General features: G+C 59.5%; 16 protein-coding genes. 9 read left to right on the top strand and 7 right to left on the bottom strand.

The window, feature by feature from the left end; all coding sequences use genetic code 11:
* The first annotated feature begins 43 nt into the window (after positions 1 to 43).
* Complete coding sequence (dapE, locus tag IE111_RS17515; protein WP_189611137.1) at positions 44 to 1,177, top strand: succinyl-diaminopimelate desuccinylase; 1,134 nt, start codon at positions 44 to 46, stop codon at positions 1,175 to 1,177.
* 138 nt (positions 1,178 to 1,315) lie between these two features.
* On the opposite strand, the gene IE111_RS17520 is transcribed toward dapE, so the two are convergent.
* Positions 1,316 to 1,714: a DUF2721 domain-containing protein gene (locus IE111_RS17520; protein WP_189611139.1), complete on the bottom strand. Its 399-nt coding sequence runs from the start codon at positions 1,712 to 1,714 to the stop codon at positions 1,316 to 1,318.
* Between the two features lie 48 nt (positions 1,715 to 1,762).
* On the opposite strand from IE111_RS17520, the gene IE111_RS17525 reads away from it, so the two are divergent.
* From IE111_RS17525 to IE111_RS17535, 3 genes are all read left to right on the top strand, one after another.
* The gene (locus tag IE111_RS17525) at positions 1,763 to 2,203 is read left to right on the top strand and encodes a tellurite resistance TerB family protein (RefSeq protein WP_189611141.1); all 441 of its coding nucleotides are present in this window, start codon (positions 1,763 to 1,765) and stop codon (positions 2,201 to 2,203) included.
* A gap of 4 nt (positions 2,204 to 2,207) precedes the next feature.
* Positions 2,208 to 2,672, top strand: coding sequence for a hypothetical protein (locus IE111_RS17530; protein ID WP_189611143.1), 465 nt, complete (start codon positions 2,208 to 2,210; stop codon positions 2,670 to 2,672).
* 256 nt (positions 2,673 to 2,928) lie between these two features.
* A complete protein-coding gene (locus IE111_RS17535) occupies positions 2,929 to 4,176 on the top strand; it encodes a M15 family metallopeptidase (RefSeq protein WP_189611145.1) in 1,248 nt (415 codons plus the stop codon).
* Between the two features lie 255 nt (positions 4,177 to 4,431).
* Here the strand turns inward: IE111_RS17535 and IE111_RS17540 are convergent, their stop codons facing one another.
* The 6 genes from IE111_RS17540 to IE111_RS17565 form a co-directional block, all read right to left on the bottom strand.
* A complete protein-coding gene (locus IE111_RS17540; RefSeq protein WP_189611147.1) occupies positions 4,432 to 5,784 on the bottom strand; it encodes a class II 3-deoxy-7-phosphoheptulonate synthase in 1,353 nt (450 codons plus the stop codon).
* A 774-nt stretch (positions 5,785 to 6,558) separates the two neighbouring features.
* Positions 6,559 to 9,615 carry a D-2-hydroxyglutarate dehydrogenase YdiJ gene (gene ydiJ, locus IE111_RS17545; protein WP_189611148.1) on the bottom strand — a complete coding sequence of 1,019 codons (3,057 nt, stop codon included), beginning with the start codon at positions 9,613 to 9,615 and terminating at the stop codon, positions 6,559 to 6,561.
* A 138-nt stretch (positions 9,616 to 9,753) separates the two neighbouring features.
* On the bottom strand, positions 9,754 to 10,173 hold the full coding sequence (locus tag IE111_RS17550) for a CBS domain-containing protein (protein ID WP_189611150.1): 420 nt from the start codon (positions 10,171 to 10,173) through the stop codon (positions 9,754 to 9,756).
* Between the two features lie 326 nt (positions 10,174 to 10,499).
* Positions 10,500 to 12,227 carry a proline--tRNA ligase gene (locus IE111_RS17555; RefSeq protein ID WP_189611152.1) on the bottom strand — a complete coding sequence of 576 codons (1,728 nt, stop codon included), beginning with the start codon at positions 12,225 to 12,227 and terminating at the stop codon, positions 10,500 to 10,502.
* Between the two features lie 738 nt (positions 12,228 to 12,965).
* On the bottom strand, positions 12,966 to 13,385 hold the full coding sequence (locus IE111_RS17560; RefSeq protein WP_189611154.1) for a VOC family protein: 420 nt from the start codon (positions 13,383 to 13,385) through the stop codon (positions 12,966 to 12,968).
* A gap of 11 nt (positions 13,386 to 13,396) precedes the next feature.
* A complete protein-coding gene (locus IE111_RS17565; protein WP_189611155.1) occupies positions 13,397 to 14,506 on the bottom strand; it encodes a GNAT family N-acetyltransferase in 1,110 nt (369 codons plus the stop codon).
* A 165-nt stretch (positions 14,507 to 14,671) separates the two neighbouring features.
* Here IE111_RS17565 and IE111_RS17570 point away from each other — a divergent pair, with 165 nt between their 5' ends.
* The 5 genes from IE111_RS17570 to IE111_RS17590 all read left to right on the top strand — a co-directional run bounded on the left by IE111_RS17570 (position 14,672) and on the right by IE111_RS17590 (position 18,484).
* Entirely contained in the window at positions 14,672 to 15,106 is a 435-nt protein-coding gene (locus IE111_RS17570) for an HIT domain-containing protein (protein WP_189611157.1), read from the top strand.
* 161 nt (positions 15,107 to 15,267) lie between these two features.
* A complete protein-coding gene (locus IE111_RS17575) occupies positions 15,268 to 15,795 on the top strand; it encodes a phosphatase PAP2 family protein (RefSeq protein WP_189611159.1) in 528 nt (175 codons plus the stop codon).
* Complete coding sequence (locus IE111_RS17580; RefSeq protein ID WP_189611161.1) at positions 15,792 to 16,847, top strand: MJ1255/VC2487 family glycosyltransferase; 1,056 nt, start codon at positions 15,792 to 15,794, stop codon at positions 16,845 to 16,847. Before IE111_RS17575 ends, IE111_RS17580 begins: the two co-directional genes overlap by 4 nt.
* Positions 16,848 to 17,315: 468 nt before the next feature.
* Positions 17,316 to 18,119: a phenylalanine 4-monooxygenase gene (phhA, locus tag IE111_RS17585; RefSeq protein ID WP_189611163.1), complete on the top strand. Its 804-nt coding sequence runs from the start codon at positions 17,316 to 17,318 to the stop codon at positions 18,117 to 18,119.
* Positions 18,120 to 18,136: 17 nt separating this feature from the next.
* On the top strand, positions 18,137 to 18,484 hold the full coding sequence (locus IE111_RS17590) for a 4a-hydroxytetrahydrobiopterin dehydratase (protein ID WP_189611164.1): 348 nt from the start codon (positions 18,137 to 18,139) through the stop codon (positions 18,482 to 18,484).
* Positions 18,485 to 18,789 lie beyond the last annotated feature (305 nt).

The raw sequence follows: 18,789 nt of genomic DNA on the forward strand, positions 1-18,789 counted from the left end.
GTATCATACCGCGCCACACTCCGCTCGCACAAAAAGGTTGTCTATGTCCTCCGAAACTCTGGCGCTGGCCAAAGATCTGATCGCCCGCCATTCCGTTACTCCCGAAGATGCCGGTTGTCAGGCCCTGATGGCGGAACGCCTGGGTGCGGTCGGGTTCGACAACGAGTCCCTGCGTTTCGAGGACGTCGATAACCTCTGGTCCGTCCACGGCCAGGGCGGCCCCCTGCTGGTCTTCGCCGGCCATACCGACGTGGTTCCGACCGGTGATGAAAAGCACTGGACCTTTCCGCCGTTCGAACCCACAGAACACGAAGGCATGCTCTTCGGTCGCGGTGCGGCCGACATGAAAGGCAGCCTGGCCGCCATGGTCGTCGCCGCCGAGCGGTTCGCCAAGGCGCATCCCAACCATCGCGGCCGCCTGGCTTTCCTGATCACGTCGGATGAAGAGGGCGATGCCTACAACGGCACCGTGCGTGTGGTCGAAACCCTGACCGAACGGGGCGAGCAGATCGACTGGGCCGTCGTCGGCGAGCCGTCCAGCACCAACAAAGTGGGTGATGTGATCAAGAACGGCCGGCGTGGGTCCATGCTCGGTTACCTCACCATCAAAGGTGTTCAGGGGCATGTCGCCTACCCGCATCTCGCCAAAAACCCGGTGCACCTGGTCGCTCCGGCCATTGCCGCTCTAAGCACCGAAGTCTGGGATGAGGGCAATGACTTTTTCCCCGCCACCAGTTTTCAGATTTCCAACATCAATTCGGGTACCGGCGCCACCAATGTGATTCCCGGCGAAGCCCACATCGGTTTCAGTTTCCGGTTCAGCACCGAGGTCACGGCCGAAGAACTGCAGCGCCGCACCCGGGTTCTTCTCGACCAACACGGATTCGACTACGAGCTGCGCTTTGAAGTGAAGGGCCAGCCCTTCCTGACCGAACGCGGTGCTCTCGTTCAGGCGGCCACTCAGGCCGTCGAACAGGTCCAGGGCCATGCCACCGAGCTGTCCACCGCCGGTGGCACGTCCGATGGCCGCTTCATCGCGCCCACCGGCGCCCAGGTGGTCGAACTCGGGCCGGTCAACGCCACCATTCACAAGGTCAACGAATGCGTCGCCATCGACGATCTGGATCGTCTGACCGAGATGTATTTCGCCATCATGGAAAGCCTGCTGGTGGATTGAGAGTGAAAGTGTAGGGCAGAAGAGCCGACAGGCGTTATCTGCCATCGGAATGCTATGCATGCGATGGTCTGCCCAAGGCCACCGTATACAACGGCGGATAACGCCCTTCGGGCTCTTCCGCCCTACAGGTTTGTCGGGTCACAGTTTTCTTGGTGGCAGTTCCAGCCCTTTCAACTGCAGGTTCAGCGCCTGGCCACTGATCTGCACCTCATAGAGGCTGAAGCCCAGGGACGCCACAAGGAACACCAGGGACGCCGCGAAGAAGCCGGTGCCCCACGCGGACCACTCCAGAAACAGAAAGAACATCGCCAGCACGCAGAGAATAAACGACAGCACCCCCAATACCTGCATCCGCCGAATCGCTTCGATCCGTACCCGCAGGTGCAGAATCTGCTCGCGCAGATCGCGATCGGGATCCTCCTTGTTCTGTTTGTATAAGGACCGGATCAGTTGAGCAATGACCAGGAAACGGTTCGTGTACGCCAACAACAGCAGAGAAATAGCTGGAAACAGTAAAGCGGGTGTGGTGATGTTCATCGACTTGGTACACTCCAGAGATTTGGTAGGTTCAGGGGAGACACGCCCATGTTAGCGAAAATCAAGGCCTGGTTTGAAACACCGGATGATACCGCACCCGGTTTGACCAGTGGCGAAGCGGCCACCGCCCTGATGGTGGAAATCATGATGGCCGACCACGATCTGGACGACCGTGAAGAAGCCCTGATCATTGAGCGGCTCAAGCACCGGGCCGAATCCGGAGAGGGGGAGGATAGCATTCGAGCCCTCGTCGAGGCCGCCAAAAAGCGCCAGCGTGAAACCCACGACATGTTTCAGTTCACCAAGGTCATCAACGACGACTACAGTGTCGAGCAAAAAGTGGAACTGATCACCGACCTGTGGCGTACCGCCCTGGCCGATGGTGAAGTGGACAAACATGAAGAACACCTGATTCGCCGTATCAACGATTTGCTCCATCTGCATCACAGCCACTTTATCCAGGCGAAACTGACCGCTCACCAGGAGTAGAGACATGCGCGCCCTGGCCTTGTTGCTGCTGACTCTCAACACCGCCTGGGCCGGATCGGTCGGACCCTGGATCGGAGTCAATACCGTGCACCTGAACCCCCAGGAGCCGGTCAACGAGCATAATCAGCTCATCGGTGCGCAATACAATCGCTGGTTTTTCGCCTATTTCCAGAATTCCTTCCATGAGCCCTCCTGGGCGCTGGGCTATGCGCTCTGGCAAAGGGAACGGCCGTTTCTGGCGGACCACGACGACTGGCGCTATGCGCTGAGGCTGAGTCCCGGTGTGGCCTACGGGTATGGCAGTCGTCTGTCGTTGAGCGTCGGTCCGTTTACCCCGGGTCTGATCCCGTCCGCGGGTGTGACTTGGCAGTTTCGAGACAATTGGCAATTGGGTTCCGACCTGCTTTATATCTGGACCGACGCCGGCGGAGTTTTGTTGCACGGGGTCCGATTGAGCTGGCAGTGGTGACGGGATTTTGGCGATTTCGCTTCAGTGAATCCACATAGCGCCGATATATGAGCTCAATAGCACGCCACGCGTTGCAACTGATTGAAAGACATACAATACTGACGGTTTGAGAGGTGGTCGACAGTGTTTGTCTGGCCTGTGTCTCAAATTGGTTATATTTTTCCCTGGGTCAAACGGACCGGGTCGGGACACAGAGGCTGACCGCAGCCTGTTCAAGACCATGCATTCATACAAGTCCGTGGGTTGGAGTACTTTTGTGAATCGAAGACAGTTCCTGTACCAAGCGCTGTCCGTTTCGGCGGTCGCGATCGGCGCGGGTTATGCCACGCTCGACATGGCGCGTCGATCCGGACCCGAGTGGACACGGATTCAGGCGGATCAGGCACGTAAAGCCGCGGAAAAAGCCCTCAAGAATGCTCCTCCCATGGATGAAGCCATGGTTCGACACCGCGTCCCCGCTTCGGAAGTGGCGACAGGTCCGTCGACGAAAACATATGCCCGTCCGGCCGAATCGATGCAGGTTGCCGGCCCGGCTACCGATACTCCCGATCAGCCGATCGGCATCCAGCCGGAACCGAAGGTGACACAGCCGGATCCGGTCAAAGTGGCGCGCACCAAGCCCCAAGCGACCTCTGAAACGACCCCGCTGGCCGACAATGCGGGTCAACCCCGGTCCGAAGCGGAAGACACCGCGGCCAAGATCGTCGCCCGCTCGGAGCCCCAGGTGCTGGATGAAAGCGCCGTGACCGTGGATGCCCCCGAGTACGTCGCGGAGGCGGAGGATCACAAGGAAAAAGTCCGCCAGAAAGTTCAGCACTTCGAATACGATTTTTCCGATGACGTGTTCATCACCGGCGATGAATACCAGACCCTGGTGTCCATTCTGGAGCGTTTGAATCGGGTTCAGGCCTATGTCGGTCACGGCAACTTCAACGTATTGTCGTTCGACAGCATGTTGCGTTATGCCCGTTATCAATCCCGGATCGGCGATTTTCCCCAAGCCGAACTCGACTACATGGAAAAGCTGTTTTACGACGACGTGTCCCGGCTCGGCTTCTTCGGCGACCGTGTGGTGAAGCAATTGACGCATGTGGTCAAGGATGCAGACATCGAGAAAATCCCGGGGACCGGCCATTATCTGTTCAAGGGGCATTCCCAGGCTTTCTACGATACGGTCCGCAACAAGGTCGGCGATTCGCTGGTGCTGACCAGCGGCATCCGTGGGATCGTGAAGCAATACCATTTGTTCATGGCCAAGGTGGTTCAGGCCGAAGGCAATCTGTCGCGGGCGTCCCGGTCGCTTGCGCCGCCGGGGCACTCCTACCACGCCATCGGGGATTTCGACGTCGGCCGGGTCGGTGGAGGGCTCAGCAATTTCACCTCGGAATTCGCCGAGACCGACGTATTCAAGCGCCTTCAGGATCTGGGGTTCGTGCAGATTCGCTACACCACGGATAACGATTTCGGGGTGCGGTACGAGCCCTGGCATATTCGGGTGGTTTAGGCCAAGCCTGGCTGCTATCGATGGCTTAACCCGCACTGGCTGCCGGGTATTCCTGTTCGGGGTCGCGCGGGGTGCCGCCCACTCAACCCATCCATGGGGGCTTGACGGCCGCCGTCCTGGCGGCCCACATCCCCGAACAGGAAAACCCGGCAGCCAGTGCTAGCCTTTGATTGCTTCCCCGTATCGAATACATTCCATAAAAACACAAACCCCTAAAGAGCTTTGCTATTTAGGGGTTTTTTATTGGATCGGGTGTTAGCCTTTGCGTGCTTTCTTGACCGCATCCGCGATCAGGAAAGACAGTTCCAAAGCCTGGTCCGCGTTCAGACGTGGGTCGCAGTGGCTGTGGTAGCGTTCGGCCAGGTCGTGTTCGGTGATCTGGAAGGCGCCGCCGATGCATTCGGTGACGTTGCGACCGGTCATTTCGAAATGCACACCGCCGGCATGGGTGCCTTCGGCGCTGTGGATCCGGAAGAAGTCTTGTACTTCGGAGAGTACGGAATCCACCGCCCGGGTCTTGTAGCCATTGCCGGTCTTGATGGTGTTGCCGTGCATGGGGTCGGAACTCCAGACCACGGTCCGGCCTTCGTCCCGTACCCGGCGCAGCAGGGCGGGGAAGTGGTCGGCGATTTTGTCGGCGCCCATGCGTACGATCAGGTTCAGGCGGCCGGCTTCGTTGTTCGGGTTCAGGATGTCGATCAGTTTGATCAATTCGTCCGGGTCCGTTGTCGGGCCGACTTTCAAACCGATGGGGTTGTGAATGCCGCGACAGAATTCCACATGCGCGCTGTCGAGCTGGCGGGTGCGATCGCCGATCCACACCAGGTGCGCGGAGCAGTCGTACCAGTCGCCGGTGATGCTGTCCTGGCGGGTCAGGGCTTGCTCGTACGGCAGCAACAGGGCTTCGTGCGAGGTGAAGAACTGGGTTTCGCGGATCTGCGGTGTGTTGTCCGGCGAGATACCGCAGGCGCTCATGAAGGCCAGTGTCTCGTCGATCAGGTCCGCCAGGTGCTGGTAGCGCTCGCCCTGGGGACTCTTTTCAATGAAGCCCAGGTTCCACTGATGAACTTTGTGCAGGTCCGCCAGGCCGCCCTGGGCGAAGGCGCGCAACAGGTTCAACGTGGACGAGGACTGGTGGTAGGCCTTGAGCATGCGCTCGGGATCCGGCACTCGGGACGCTTCGGTGAAGTCGATGCCGTTGATGATGTCGCCACGGTAGGACGGCAACTCGACGCCGTCGACAGTCTCGGTGTCGGCCGAACGGGGCTTGGCGAACTGACCGGCCATGCGGCCGATTTTGACCACCGGGCTCTGGCCGCCAAACGTCAGGACAACTGCCATTTGCAGCAGCACCATGAAGGTGTCGCGAATGTGGTTGGTATGAAACTCTTTGAAACTCTCCGCACAGTCACCGCCCTGCAGCAAGAAGGCGTCGCCCGCGGCGACCTTGGCCAGTTGCTGTTTCAGTTCACGGGCCTCTCCGGCAAATACCAGGGGGGGCTGGCGTTGCAATTCGGCTTCGACGGCGGCCAGGGCATCGGCATTGGGATAGGCGGGCATCTGACGGAGGGTTTTGCTTCGCCAGGAGTCGGGCGTCCAGGATATCATTCGGTTACCTAAAATCGTTGATCGGGCTTTACGGATTGGTAGCGATAGTATGCGTCAAACCTTCGAATAATGCATTTTATGCACAGGATCAACAATTTCTATTGATGATTCGGCAATGTTGGGTTTCAGTCCTGTTCGGCTGGCTGATGTGCCATTGAGTTTTTACGGTGCCACGGCCTTTGGTGGCTGGGTAGGGTCTTGTGCCAGTGGTCCGTGCCCTGAGGTGGGGGTAGGCCCCCTCGGGGCCGCCGTGAATACATCCATGTAGGCTAGACGGCGGCATCCATGCCGCCCACTTCCCCGATGAGGCCTACCCCCACCCCAGGCACTCACTTTCGAGGTTCAATCCACCAACCTTCCAACGCACACTGCGTGGGTAGGATGAGTGTGTTGGTCGGATTAGATCCGCAGGATCGAAATCCGACATGATCAAGCCCTAAAAGCATAATTCGCTTAGGTAAAATCTGTATTGCGAATGTCGCACTTCAAACCGTCGAAGTTGGGGCTGGAGCCGAAGTGCTCTTCCAACCTATGAACGAGTGACGACTAATTCTGGAGGGATTGGATGGTGAACGTGACTCGGTGACAAGTGCCGGGCGTGGGGGTGGGCTCCATCGGGGATGTGCGAGGCATGGATGCCGAGGTCAAGCCCCCATGGATGGGTTTACGGCGACCCCGAGGGGGCTCACCCCCACACCCGGCACGGACCACTGGCAAAAAACCCTAACCAGCCACCCATGGCCGAGGCACTAAAGGAAGCCCGAACCACAAGGGTTAGGCCGGTTTGATTCGCTCGAGCACATACTGCAACGGGTGTTTCAGTTCGACGCCCTGCATCCGTTTGACCTGGCTGCGGCAGGAGTAACCGGTGGCGACCAGTTGTTCGACCGGCAGGGTGTCGATCTTCTCGCGCCAGGACAGATCGTAGATCGTGGCCGAGGTTTGGACGTTGCGAGTCTCGTGACCGTAGGTGCCGGCCATGCCGCAGCAGCCGACCGCTTCCTGGGTCAACGACAGGCCGAGGGCTTCGAATATGGTTTCCCAGTCCTTCATGCTGGCGGCGGCGTTGGTTTTTTCGGTGCAATGACCGAGCAGGCGAACGTCGCCGCCGGCGAGGGCGGTTTTATGGTCAGCCAGGCGGTCTTTGTGCAGCGCCAGGAATTCCTGCAGCAACAGCACCGGTGCGACGTCGCCGTCCAGGTGTTTTTTGTATTCGCCCCGATAGGCGAGCGTCATCGACGGGTCGATGCCGACCAGGTGAATGCCGCTGGCGGCCAGGGCGGCGAAGTCTTTCTGGCGACGACGGGCGACCCAGGTGAAGGACTTCAGGAAACCGTGCACGTGCAATGGCTTGCCGTTGGCGCGGTAGGGCATGACCCAGACGCGGAAACCGAGCTCTTGCAGGCAAGCGAGGATGTCGCCCACCGTATCGGTATCGAAGAAGCTGGTGAAGGCATCCTGGACGATGACGACGGACCGTTTGCGTTCGGCTTCTCTCAACCCTTGCAGCATGTTGGCGTCGGCCCATTCGATGTTTCGCTGGCGCATGATGGCGGACAATTGCCGGCGATGGATGCGCGGGCTGTCGACCATACCGGCGATGCGGCGCAGGAATGCCTCGATGGGTTTGAAGCCGAGCAGGGCGTTGTAGACCCATTTGAACGGGCGGCGCGCCAGGACCGGAATGATGAATTCCAGCAGGCCGATGAAGTAGTCCTTCAGCGGGCGCAGGTAGCGGCCGTAGTAGAGGTGCAGGAATTTGGCTCTGAACTCGGGCACGTCGACCTTGATCGGGCAGGAGCCGCTGCACGATTTACAGGCCAGGCAACCGGCCATCGATTCGTAGACTTCGTTGCTGAAGTCGTATTGGCCGCGTTCGCGACGCCAGGTGTTCCAGGCGCGGGGAAACCAGTGCAGCACCGGAACACGACGCTGTTCGGCCTGCGCCAGTGTCCGGGTGTCGTGGCCCTGTTCGCCGAGCACGCGGATCCATTCGCGCATCAGCGAGGCGCGCCCCTTGGGGGAATGCTTGCGTTCGCGCGTGCCTTTCCAGGATGGGCACATGGCGTCGAAAGGGTCGTAGTTGAAGCAGGCGCCATTGCCGTTGCAGTACATACCTTCGGACTGGTGCTGCCAACTGTCGACCGGGATGGTGCGATCGTAGTCGCCGCGTGTTTTGACGGCGTCGATGGCCAGCAACGGTATGGATGGCTCGGTGGTCGCGATCTTGCCGGGGTTCAACTGGTTGTGCGGGTCGAAGGCTTTCTTGATGGCCTGCAGTTCCGGGTACAGGTCACCAAAGAACTCGGGCGCGAATTCGGAACGCACACCCTTGCCGTGTTCACCCCAGAGCAACCCGCCGTAATGTTGCGTCAGCTTGACCACTTCGTCGGTCACGCGGCGCACGGTTCGAATCTGTTCCGGGTCTTTCATGTCCAGCGCCGGGCGCACGTGCAGCACACCGGCGTCGACGTGGCCGAACATGCCGTAGGTCAGGCCTTCGCGGTCCAGCACAGCGCGGAAATCCATGATGAAATCGGCCAGGTTTTCCGGTGGCACGGCGGTATCTTCCACAAACGGCACCGGTCGCGCTTCGTCCTGGGCGTTACCGAGCAAACCGACGGCCTTTTTGCGCATGCCCCAGATCTGTTTGACGGCCCGGTCACCCCAGGCCACCGAATAGCCGTTGCACTTGCCGGGTTGGCCGGCCACCGCGTCGAGCCGGTCGGTCAGACGTTTTACTCCGGCCCGCAGGTCTTCCTCGGTGTCCGCCGTGTATTCGACCAGATTGATGCCTTCAACCACCTCGCCCTCGGCGGTCGGAAAGTATTCGGAAACGGAATTCCAGACAATATCGCCCTTGGCCAGGCCAAGCACCCGGCTGTCGACGGTCTCGATCGAGGTGGGTTCGGCCTCCATCAGGGTCTGGGCGTCGCGCAGCGAGGTCTCGAAGGAGTCGTAACGGACATTGACCAGTGCCGATGTTTTCGGGATGCGCAGGACGTTGAGCTTGGCTTCCGCAATAAAGCCCAGCGTGCCTTCAGACCCGCAGAGGATGTTGTTCAGGTTGAAGCGGCCGTCATCGTCGCGAATGTGCGCCAGGTCGTAACCGGTCAGGCAGCGATTCAACGGTGGGAAGCGTGCCTCGATGTCTTCGCGCCGACGCTCGTAAATGTCGTCGACAGTGCGGTGGATGGCACCGGTGAGGCCCGGCGACCGCTTCAGGTGATCCAGATCGACATCCGACACCGGGCCGGAGCTCAGCAGCTCACCGTCGAGCAGGACGGTGTTCAGTTCCAGCACATGATCACGCGTTTTACCGTACAGGACCGAGCCCTGGCCGCTGGCATCGGTGTTGATCATGCCGCCGATGGTGGCGCGATTGCTGGTGGACAACTCCGGCGCGAAGAACAGACCGTGCGGTTTCAACGCCGCGTTCAACTGGTCCTTGACCACACCGCCTTCGACCCGCGCCCAGCCTTCCTCGGCGTTGATCTCCAGTATCCGGTTCATATGCCGGGACAGGTCGACCACAATGCCGTCGGTCAGCGACTGGCCGTTGGTGCCCGTGCCCCCGCCGCGCGGACTGATGACGATGTCCTGCCAGTCCGATTGAGCGGTCAGACGCGTCAGACGTTGCAGATCGGCGGCGTGTCGCGGATAGATGACGGCTTGCGGCAGAACCTGATAAATCGAATTATCGGTCGCCAGAACGGTGCGGTTGGCGTAGTCAGGATTCAGTTCGCCTTCAAAACCGGCGGCGTTCAGCGCATCGATGAAGGCCAGATAGTGGCGCTGGACCGGCGTGACTTCAGCAAGACGTGGGATCATGAACTCGGGCACTTGGAAAAATGACGCGGCTATTCTAACGGATTAGCGACCGAATTCGAGCGCAACGGCCCAGAGCTGTAAGGCCGGGCCGCTTGCGAACGGCGCCGACCCGGGTAAAGGAAGGGTGGAACGCGCCGTTCAGGCCGTCTTCTGATGCCAGCTGCGCAGGCTCATCAGGGCCTTGAGAACATCCGTTCGGGTGATTTCGCCGATCAGTCGACGGTGTTCGACCACCGGGTACTTCTTGGGTTTCTCGCCGGTCATGGTCTGGGCCAGGTCGATGATGCTGAGATCGCCATTGACGGTAAGAACGTCCTTACGCATGACATCGGAGACCTGAGCCGAATCCTCACGGTAGTAACTGTCCGCCAGCATATGCTTGAGGCAATCCTGTTCGGATACATACCCCACCAGATGGTGGCGCTCGTCGACGACTGGGCTGCCGAGCAGTTTATGCTTGAGCAGAATCTGGACGGCTTCGGTGACGGTGGCGGTTACGGGAATCGTCACCCGGGCGGGTGTCATGCAGTCGGCGACAGTCAAGGGTTCCTGTTTCATAACCGGTCTCCTTCGTCGGTTCGCAAGCCTTGTTGGCTTACTCTGAGCTTAGACCTTGGATGGGCTAGTGTAAAATTGGGAGTTCTGGATGGTGTGGTGCCACGGTCTTTGGTGGCTGGGTCGGGTTTTGTGGCTATGGTCCGTGTCGGGTGTGGGGGTAGGCTCCATCGGGGTAGTGGGCGGCATGGATGCCGCCGTCTAGCCTACAGGGACGTATTTACGGCGACCCCGAGGGAGCCTACCCCCACCCCTGGTACTGGCCAAAGCCACAAACCTGACCCGGCCACCAAGAGCGGAGGCACGAGACATCCCAATACCAGTAATGACTACTGGACCTTCACTCGATTTCGAATGAAGTCGACCGCCTCGGCCAGCGGCAGGGGTTCTTTGTCTTCCGCACCACGAGCCTTGTATTCCAGTTGGCCGTCCGCCAGACCGCGATCGCTGACCACGATCCGGTGCGGAATGCCGAGCAATTCCATGTCGGCGAACTTCACACCCGGGCTGGTCTTCTTGTCGCGGTCATCGAGCAGGACCTCGAGTCCGGCCGCCTGCAGATCGGCGTAGAGCTTCTCCGCCACTTCCATTACTTCCGGCGACTTGTGCGCGTTCAGCGGTACGATGCCGACGTGGAAGGGGGCGATGGCGTCCGGCCAGATGATGCCGTTGTCGTCGTGATTCTGCTCGATTGCGGCGGCCACGATGCGGCTGACGCCGATGCCGTAGCAGCCCATGATCATCGTCTGGCCTTTGCCGTTCTCATCGAGCACAGTGGCGTTCAGGGCTTTGGCGTACTTGTTACCCAGCTGAAAAATATGGCCGACTTCGATGCCTTTCTTGATTTGCAGCGTGCCCTGGCCGTCCGGGCTGGGTTCGCCCGCCTGAACGCTGCGCAAGTCCGCCACTTCCGGCAAGGCGACATCGCGCTCCCAGTTGATGCCGAAATAGTGCTTGTCGTCGACATTGGCGCCACCGCCGAAATCGGACATCACGCTGACCGCCCGGTCCACGATCATCGGGATCGGCATCTTCACCGGGCCGAGCGAACCGGGGCCGGCGCCGATGGCCGCGCGAATCTGTTCCTCGGTGGCCATGGTCAGCGGCGCCTTCACCTGCGGCAGTTTCTCCGCCTTCACTTCGTTCAATTCGTGGTCACCGCGCACGATCAGCGCGATCAGGCCGGCTTCGACGTCCTCTTCGGCTTCGACCACCAGGGTTTTGATCGTCTTCTCGATCGGCAGGTCATAATCGTTGACCAGATCGGCGATGGTGCGGGCGTTCGGTGTGTCCACCAGACGCAATGCCTCGGTCGGCTCGCCGCGCTGGGTCGCGGGCATGACGGCTTCCGCCATTTCGATGTTGGCCGCGTAGTCGCTGCTGTCCGAGAAGGCGATGTAATCCTCGCCGGATTCGGCCAGAACCTGGAACTCGTGCGACGCCTTGCCGCCCATGGCGCCGGTATCGGCCAGTACGGGGCGATAGTCCAGCCCCAGGCGATCGAAAATCCGGCAATAGGCCTGGTACATGTTTTCGTACTCGCCCTGCAGCGAATCCTGGGTAATGTGGAAGGAATAGGCATCCTTCATGGTGAATTCGCGCGCACGCATCACACCGAAGCGCGGGCGGAATTCGTCGCGGAATTTGGTCTGGATCTGATAAAAGGTCGCCGGCAATTGCTTGTAGCTGGTCAGTTCGTTGCGGGCGATGTCGGTGATGACTTCCTCATGCGTCGGGCCGAAGACGAAATCGCGCTCATGGCGGTCTTTCATGTGCATCATCAATGCGCCCATTTCATCCCAACGGCCGCTTTCCTGCCACAATTCGGCGGGCTGGACGCAGGGCATCAGCACTTCCTGGGCACCGGCGCGGTCCATTTCCTCGCGGACAATGCGTTCGACTTTGCGCAAGACTTTGAGGCCGGTTGGCAGCCAGCTGTAGAGGCCGGATGCCAGCTTGCGGATCATGCCGGCCCGGAGCATCAGCTTGTGGCTGACGACAACGGCGTCGGCCGGGGTTTCCTTGACAGTGGCAATGAGATACTTGCTTGCGCGCATTTAGGTTCCTGTTGGTTAATGGACGGACAAGGGGGTTATTGTAGGGGGAATAGGGGCTCAGGTGTAGTGGGGCGGTCGGGACTGTGGCTGGGGTCAAAGGTACCAGTGGTTCGCAAGGAGGGCCGGGGTTCCTATTCGGGGGCGCCGTAAATACGTCCATGTAGGCTTGACGACAGTATCCGACCGCCATGGATGGCGGAAGTGCCGGTTTTGCATGGAGCAAAAACCGGCCATGGCTGTCGACATCCCCGAATAGGAACCCCGGCCCCCCTTGCTTGCTTTGTAGCCGCCATTCCATATTGTTTTCGTTAATGTAGGGCAGAAGAGCGACAGCGTTATCTGCCGTGGCGGGCGAAGCCCGCTGTATTTCAATATTTGGGCCGAGAAGAGGGCTACGCCCTCGTGGCAGATAACGCTGTCGCCCGATGTGTCGGACCACTTCTGCCCTACAATCGCCAAGTTGGTGAGTAGGTTGTAGAAAGGTGGCAACGCTGCAAGCGGCCGATGGTGGAGGTGGCCCCTTTCGGGGAAGTCGGCAGCAGGGACTAAAACGCCAGGAGCGTTTTAGCATGAGCGCAGCGAGCCCGAAGGGTGAATCCCATGGATGGGATTCATATCCTGCCGCCTAGTCTACATGGACGTATTCACGACGACCCCGAAAGGGGCTACCCCCACCAGTGGCTGCGGACCACTGGCAACCAACCTGACCCAGCCAAAGCGAACCACAGCCACAAAACCCTACCACTCCCCTTTGTTGGCCATGGACTTCCACGGCTCGATCGGTTCTTTGGACTCGCCCTTCTGCAGCAGTTCGATGGAGATGTTGTCCGGGCTGCGAACGAAAGCCATGTGGCCATCGCGCGGCGGGCGCAGGATGGTGACGCCGTTGTCCTGCAGGTGCTGGCAGGTGGCGTAGATGTCGTCGACTTCGTAGGCCAGGTGGCCGAAATTGCGACCGCCGTCGTAGACCTCGCTGGAGTCCCAGTTGTAGGTCAGTTCGATTTCCGGTTCGCCTTCCCCGGTCGCCAGAAAGACCAGGGTGAAGCCGCCCTGGGGGACTTCCTTGCGGCGCATTTCTTTCAGGCCGAGCAGATCACAGTAAAACCGCAGGGATTCGTCCAGGTCGGCGACGCGGACCATGGTGTGCAGGTAACGCATAGGGTTGTCTCCTAATCCATCTGTTTGAAGGGCAGGGCGTCGGTCATCTCCCGCCGGTAGTGTTCGACCATTTCGGCTTCTTCCTCGCAGAAGCGGCGCGCGGCCTGATTGAATTCCGGGTGGGCCAGCCAGTGATAGGAACGGGTGATGCGCGGTTCGAAGCCGCGCGCGACCTTGTGTTCGCCTTGGGTGCCGGGGTCGAATCGGGTCAGTCCGTTCCGGATGCAGTAGTCGATGCCCTGGTAGTAACAGGTTTCGAAATGAAGGTTGTGAAACTCCTCCAGGCTGCCCCAGTACCGTCCATAGAGTGTGTCCGAGTCGCGAAAACACAAGGCGCCGGCGACGGCTTCATCGCCCAGGTAGGCCAGGAACAGGACCAGGGTGTCGGCCTGGTCGGCGAGCAGTCGCTGGAAAAATTCCAGGTTCAGGTAGCCGTGTCGACCGCGCTTCATGTAGGTGGCGTGGTAGAATACATAGAATTGTTTCAGCCGGTCCGGATCGATATCGCGGCCCTCGAAGCACTCCAGGTGCAGCCCCTGGTCGGCGATCGAACGACGTTCCTTGCGGACGTTCTTGCGTTTGCGCGAGCTGAACCGGTCCAGGAAGTCGTCGAAGTCTCGGTAGCCGGGGTTGTGCCAGTGAAACTGGAGGTCTCGGCGTTCCATCCAGCCGGTCTGTTGCCAGAGCCCGGCGGTGGCATCGTCCGGGAACAGCAGGTGGCAACCGCTGAACCCGTGTTCGCTTGCTTCCCGTTCAAAAGCCTCGGTCGCTTGGCCAACCTGGTCGGCTGTCAACGGTTGGATGGAACGGGGGCCGATCGAGGGCGTGTAGGGGATGGCGCAGACCAATTTGGGGTAGTAGGCCAGATGGTGTTGCTGATAGGCGTGCGCCCAGGCCCAGTCGAATACGTATTCGCCCCAGGAATGGGTTTTCCGGTAGACGGGCAGGGTGAGCGGTTCGGGCTCTTCCGTCAGCGACAGGTGATGCGGCTGCCAGCCGGAACGCTCGCTGCACACGCCGGTCTCCTCCAGAGCGCCCAGAAAGGTATCGCGGCAAAACGGGTTGCTCCGTTGGTGGCCCTGTCCGGTCGGCCAGCGGGACAGCCATTGAACCTTGGTCATGAAACTCTATCCTCGGGTATGTGCCTGTCAGCGGTTATACGGTTGGGGAGCAGTTGAGGTACAATTTTTTGTAATTGAACCGTTGTTCAATATTTAACCAGGATCGCCTGTTAGAGGCTCCCAAGACGTCTACCAGAGTAACAAACTATAAGAAAAGGCCACTGCATGTTTGAACTGGATTATCGACTGCAAAACGATTGCGTGGAAGTCGGCGCCCTGATGCTGAACCGCATTCTATTGATGAAAGACGCCAACTATCCCTGGCTGATACTGGTTCCACAGCGTGACGATATCAGCGAGATCTATCAACTGGACGAAGACGATCAGGAGCAACTGATCTGGGAGAGCACTTTCGTCGCCGAACGCTTGATGAAGACCTTCGACGGGGACAAGATGAACATCGCCGCGCTCGGCAACGTGGTTCCGCAACTGCACATTCACCATGTTATGCGCAAGAAGACCGATCCCGCCTGGCCGAACCCCGTTTGGGGAGCGGTACCGCCCAAAGCTTACACCAAGGCCGGTTTGCGGCAACGTGTCGAACAATTACAAACTGCGTTCGAAACATCCATCTTCAAGCCCGCCGGACTGCCCGAATAACCCACTTCAGTACGCCAGGGTTGCACCTGGCGCCGTGCGTGACCGGTCCCGGAACATTCCTCTGCTCCGGTCGCACGATGGGTGTCACCTAAATTTCATCAAATCTTCGTCCTGCTGACATCTCAATTTGAATAATGAGCCCTATCGGAAGAGGGTTCGTTATGAAATGGCTGCAACTCATCCAACAGTTGGACATCCAAACCTTTAACTGGTGCATGGCCCGGCGTCGGCGCGAGCAACTCACAGCACTGGGCCGGGCGATATCCCGGACGGCGGATGGGTGGCTGTACCTGGTTTTCTTCGTGCTCTATGGCGTGGTCCAGCCCGAATCCGGTTGGGCGTTGGCCCAGACCGCGAGCCTGGCATTCGGTGTCGAACGCGCCATTTACTGGGTTATGAAGAATACCTGTCGTCGTAACCGGCCTCAGGATGCCCTGGACGAATTCACCAGTTTCATCATTCCCTCGGATACATTCAGTTTCCCCTCGGGACACACCTCCGCGGCTTTCCTCTTCACCGTACTGGTCACCAGCCAATTGCCTGTGTTGCTGCCCTTCCTGTTGGGTTGGTCGGTCGCGGTGGCGTTGTCCCGCATCTTCCTGGGCGTGCATTTCCCGACCGATACCCTGGTCGGCGCCGCGCTCGGAACCTTGGTTGGTTTCTTCGCACTGGGAGGCTTTGCATTGTGAAACTGCTTTATGGCGTTCAAGGGACCGGGAACGGACACATCACCCGCGCCCGAGTCATGGCCGGGGCACTGGCCAAGGCCGGTATCGAGGTCGACTGGGTGTTTTCCGGTCGCGAGCCGGATCGATTCTTCGACATGGACGCCTTCGGTGACTTCCGCGTCTATCGAGGCCTGACCTTTCAGGTACAGGACGGCCGGGTCGATTTGCGCAAAACGATGAACGATACCTCGATGCGCGGTCTCTGGCGTGACATCCGGACCCTCAATGTCAGCGATTACGACCTGGTGGTCACCGACTTCGAACCCGTGGTGGCCTGGGCCGCCCGTCGCCAGGGAGCCGCCTGCATCGGCATCGGCCATCAATACGCTTTCGCTCATGACATTCCCAAATCCGGTACTTCCGTGGTGTCCGAAGCCATCATGCGCTGGTTCGCACCGGTTACCCTGGGGCTGGGCGTACACTGGCATCACTTCAACGCCAATATTCTACCGCCAATCATCGACGCCACGCCGGAACCGGTGCCCGGCGATTTGAACAAAACCTTAATCTACCTGCCGTTCGAAAGCAGCCAACGCATCATTGCCCTGCTCAATACGTTGCCGGCGCACCCGTTCATCATGCATTGCGGCGACATCGAACCCGGTCGCTATGGCAATGTCCAGGTGCGGGGGTTTAGCCGGGACGGATTCAAAGCGTCCTTGACCGAATGCGGTTCGGTCGTCTGCAACGCCGGCTTCGAGCTGGCCAGCGAAGCCCTGGCCATGGGCAAACGCATTCTGGTCAAGCCGCTGAAAGGGCAGATGGAACAGGCGTCGAACGCCAGTGCTTTGGCCGCGCTGGACCTGGGGCGGGTCATGCCGACGGTCACCGCCGGGCAGATCGAGCAGTTCCTGCAACACGGCGAACGCAGACGGGTGAATTATCCGGATGTCGCGGCGGAAATCGCCGACTGGTTGCGGAACTATCCGCACAAACCCGTCGAACGGATGGTGGATACGCTCTGGTCGCAGGTGGAATTTCCGACCCCGACACTGTCACGTCAGGTTGCCTAGCCAAGGTCCTGTCCGATGGGACCTTAAGTCTCCGACTTTTCCGCTCTGGCGCGGCTTCTTTCAGCAATGCGTCATGGCGGCCCCGTCACCCTTGTGTGAGCGGGGCCGCGCACTAGAATCCCGCCTTGGAGATTACCCGGCATGAGCCGCACCGCCCGTGGTAAGGCGGGTGCGGGGGTAGTCCCAGACTCTCTGGTTTCAAACCTTGTACGCAACGAGCTCGCCTGGGCTCACTCCCTTGCGAATTTCGGGCTCGTTGCGCTTTTTTCATCGCCCGCATCCCTGCATTCAACGTTTGTTCCAGGTTGAAAACCCCAACTTATTCAATCGGTTGCAACGTTCATCTTCCTTGACGAATTCAGCCCTTTTTAAAAAGCACCCCCGACTGTTGTTTTTACTGAACCGGATGTAGAACTACAGGCATCCCAAGATTACAAGAACAACATCATTAATTGGAGGTGATCCGTCATGGGTAAGAACAGCCAGTACGTCGCGCATCAACCCGATGCGAACGGCCGGGTTGAATGGTCCGACGACGAAAACCGAATCTGGAACACCCTGATCGAGCGGCAATTGCCCGCCCTCCAGGGTAAAGCCTGCAACGACTACATGGTCGGTCTGGACCGGCTCGATCTGCCCCGGGACCGGGTGCCGCAGCTGGAAGAGGTCGATGCTGTCCTGATGGAATACACCGGCTGGAAAACCGCCGCCGTCCCGGCGCTGATCGACTTTTCCGAATTTTTCCGCCTGCTGGCCAACAAGCAGTTTCCGGTGGCCACCTTCATCCGCAGCTGGGAAGAACTCGACTACCTCCAGGAACCGGACATCTTCCACGAAATCTTCGGCCATACCCCCATGCTCACGCATCGAGCGTTCGCTGAATTTACTCAGCTGTACGGCCAATTGGGGCTCGACGCCTCCAAGGAAGACCGGGTCTTCCTGGCGCGACTTTACTGGTTCACCGTCGAATTCGGCTTGTTGCAGAAAGGCGACCAACGCTCGATTTACGGCGGCGGCATCCTTTCTTCACCGGGCGAGACCGAGTACGCCTTCAACAGCGACGTCCCCGAACGCCAGCCGTTCGACTTGATGACCGTGCTGCGTACGCCGTACCGTATCGACATCATGCAGCCCATCTACTACTGCCTGGAAAGTGTCGATCAGCTGTACGACATCGCGCAAATGGACATCATGGGCGCGGTCCGGGAAGCCAAGAAATTGGGGCTGTTCGAACCCCGTTTTACGCCGAAAAAGAAAGCCGTCAATCAATAACCGAATAAGGATTTACAATGACACTGTCCGAACAACACTGCGAGGCGTGCCGCGCAGGCGCGCCCAAAGTCAGCGACGATGAACTGGCGGAACTGATACGCGAAATTCCGGATTGGACCCCCGTCACCCAGGGCGAGGTGATGCAACTGCAACGGACGTTCACGTTCAAAAACTTCCGCCAGGCGCTGGCGTTCACCAATCTGGTCGGTGAACTGGCCGAAAGTGAAGGGCACCACCCCGAAATCCTGACGGAGTGGGGAAAAACCACGGTCACCTGGTGGACCCACAAAATCAACGGCCTCCACCGCAACGACTTCATTTGCGCGGCCAAAACAGACGCACTGTTCGAGGAGCAAAGCGGCTGATATTGTGCCAGGAGGCTGTGACTGTGGCTCCGTTTGGCTCTTCTGGGCTGTATCCAGTGCCGGGAACCCGCGGAGGGCATCGGGTAAGGCCCTCCTGGGTCGCCGTGAATACGTCCATGTAGGCTAGACGGCAGCATCCCTGCTGCCCACTCCCCTGGAGTGCCTCACCCGATACCCTCCGCTAGCCCGTATCAGGTTTAGCCGACCCAACTTCACAATACGGTCATCCGTTTAACACGAGTTGGTGTGTCGTACGTTTAAGTGCTACTGGTTTCCAAATGGTTGTACTTGGAAAGGGGGGGGGG

Origin of the sequence: Saccharospirillum salsuginis (assembly GCF_014651855.1) — a bacterium.
GTDB lineage: Bacteria > Pseudomonadota > Gammaproteobacteria > Pseudomonadales > Natronospirillaceae > Saccharospirillum > Saccharospirillum salsuginis.